This window comes from Streptomyces viridochromogenes, from assembly GCF_001270495.1.
Taxonomy (GTDB): domain Bacteria; phylum Actinomycetota; class Actinomycetes; order Streptomycetales; family Streptomycetaceae; genus Streptomyces; species Streptomyces viridochromogenes_A.
Genome location: NZ_LGUR01000064.1, coordinates 1 through 2,256 on the forward strand (window position 1 = coordinate 1; position 2,256 = coordinate 2,256).

The 2,256-nt window shown below is 70.6% G+C and carries 3 protein-coding genes; all 3 read right to left on the reverse strand.

What is annotated here, in order from left to right:
• Positions 1-114: 114 nt before the first annotated feature.
• Positions 115-504: a glycine cleavage system protein GcvH gene (gcvH, locus tag ADK36_RS08740; RefSeq protein WP_048587584.1), complete on the reverse strand. Its 390-nt coding sequence runs from the start codon at positions 502-504 to the stop codon at positions 115-117.
• Positions 505-545: 41 nt separating this feature from the next.
• A complete protein-coding gene (locus tag ADK36_RS08745) occupies positions 546-1,727 on the reverse strand; it encodes an NAD(P)/FAD-dependent oxidoreductase (RefSeq protein ID WP_053196934.1) in 1,182 nt (393 codons plus the stop codon).
• Between the two features lie 172 nt (positions 1,728-1,899).
• On the reverse strand, positions 1,900-2,256 hold a 357-nt coding region (locus ADK36_RS08750), incomplete at its 5' end, for an SRPBCC family protein (RefSeq protein ID WP_276525831.1).

A 2,256-nucleotide genomic window follows, 5' to 3' on the forward strand; every position in this document is an offset into this window, starting at 1 on the left:
GCGCGAAGTTCTCGGAGGCGATCATCTCCAGGGTGGACTGCTGGCGCTCCAGCTCGGCGTCGAGCGCGGCGGCGATCGCCGGGTCCAGCTCGTGCAGGGACTGGTTGAACAGGGTCATCGGCGGTCTCCTTGAGTGTGGGCGCAGTGGGCGGCATAGGCCTCGGCGGACAGTGCGCCGGCGATGTTCTCGACCCGCAACCGGAACAGCCAACCCACGGTGTAGGGAGCGGAGTTGACGACGCCGGGGTCGTCGGTCAGCGCGGTGTTGACTTCAAGGACCTGGCCCGAGGCGGGGGCGTACAGATCGCTGACGGCGGTCAGTGACTCGATCGCTCCACAGCTCTCGCCCGCCTCGACCCAGGTGCCGACCGCGGGCAGCCGGAGGTGGACGACGTCACCGAGGGCCTTCGCCGCGAACGCGGTGATGCCGACCGTGGCGTTGCCCTCGTCGACGACCAGCCACTCGTGGTCCCAGGTGTAGCGCAGGTGACGCGGAATGCTCATGGCGGTCTCCCGTGCGGGCGGGGTGAGTTGGGGCGGGGCGCTCATGACACGGTGGCCGCGGCGGCCGGGACGAGGGTGCGGCGGAGCCGGTTGAAGAACTTCGGCTGGTTGAGGGAGAGGACGGCGACGGGAGCGCCCTCGCGGCGGTAGACGGCGGTGAAGGTGCGGCTGTCGACGTCGCCTTCGACGACCTCGGGCTCGGCACCCGGGGCGACATGTCCCGCCACCTGGATGCGCACCTGGTACTGGTCGGACCAGAAATACGGCGCGGTGGGCGGGGCGGCGGCCGACACACCGGAGAGCAGTGTGCGGGCGGCGGTCCTCGCCTGTTCGGTGGCGTTGCTCCAGTGTTCGATGCGGGCATGCCGTCCGGTGAACGGGTTGGGGCAGCGGGCGACGTCACCGACGGCGACCACGCCCGGCACAGTGGTCGAGCAGCCGGCGTCGCAGACCACACCGTCGTCGACCCGCACGCCGGATCCGGCGAGCCAGTCGGTGTGGGGCCGGACGCCCACCCCGACCACGACGATGTCGGCGGGCAGCACCCGTCCGTCGGCCAGTCGTACGCCCGTGACCCTGCCCTCTCCGATCAGTTCCGCAACGCCGGTTCCGCACAGCAGGCGAACCCCGTGGTCGTTGTGGAGCGAGGAGCACACCAGACCCATCTCGCGCCCCAGTTGGCGTTCCAGCGGGACGTCGAGCGCCTCGACGACGGTGACCTGGAGCCCGAGCCGATGGGCGGTGGACGCCACCTCGGCACCGATGAAACCGGCGCCGATGACGACGACCCTGGGCAGTCCGTCCAGCAGTTCGGCGCGCAGGGCCTGGGCGTCGTCGAGGGTGCGCAGGGTGTGGACACCGGCCAGCCCGTCCGTGCCGGGCAGCATCCGGGCGCCGGCACCGGTCGCGACGACCACTCCGTCGGAGCGCAGCTGCCGTCCGCCGGCCAGCACGACGGACCGGTCCGCGGGGTCGAGCCGCACCGCGCGCTCGCCGAGCAGCCACCGCACGTCGAGGTCCTCGTATTCGTCCGCGTCGCCGAGCGCGAGCGCGTCGGCGTCGAGGTCGCCCTTGAGGAAGTCCTTGGACAGGGGCGGGCGGTCGTACGGGGTGTGGCGTTCCTCCCCGACGACGACGATGCCGCCGTCGTAGCCCTCTGCGCGCAGCGCGCGGACCGTGCTCAGGCCCGCGAGCGACGCTCCGACGACGGTGATGGTCCTCATTCGGGCTCCAGACGGGGAGGTGTCTCGCATAACACAACGACCTTCGCTATACGCAACATGCTCTGGGCGAGATGCGGCAGCTGTCAAGGGGTAGGGGTGTTGGTGAGTCGATGGCCCGTCCACCTGCCGGAGGCCGGTGGCAGGCAGACGGGCGGTACCGGAGGGGACGGGATCAGTGTGCGGGGCCCGCGTCGAGCCTTTCCTGCACCCAGGTGTGGAACTCTCCGATGTGGTGCTCGCTGGGCACCAGCACGCCACCCTTGGCATAGGCCCGTGAGCTCATCGCGGGCTGGGTGCGTTCACAGGCGTCGAAGTCCTGCTGGTTGACCCGGTGGAACAGCTCCACGGACCGGCTGACGTCCTTGCCGCTCTCGACGACGTGCGGCAGGTACAGCCAGTCGCACTCCACGACCGTCCGGTCGTGGGCCATCGGGTACATCCGGTGGAAGATCACGTGGTCCGGCACGAGGTTGACGAACACCTGGGGCCTGACGGTGATCGCGTAGTACCGGCGGTCCTGGTCCTCGGC

Coding starts and splice junctions, on each gene's coding strand:
- gcvH (WP_048587584.1), bottom strand. CDS start 504: ATGAGCATTCCGCGTCACCTGCGCTACACCTGGGACCACGAGTGGCTG.
- ADK36_RS08745 (WP_053196934.1), bottom strand. CDS start 1,727: ATGAGGACCATCACCGTCGTCGGAGCGTCGCTCGCGGGCCTGAGCACG.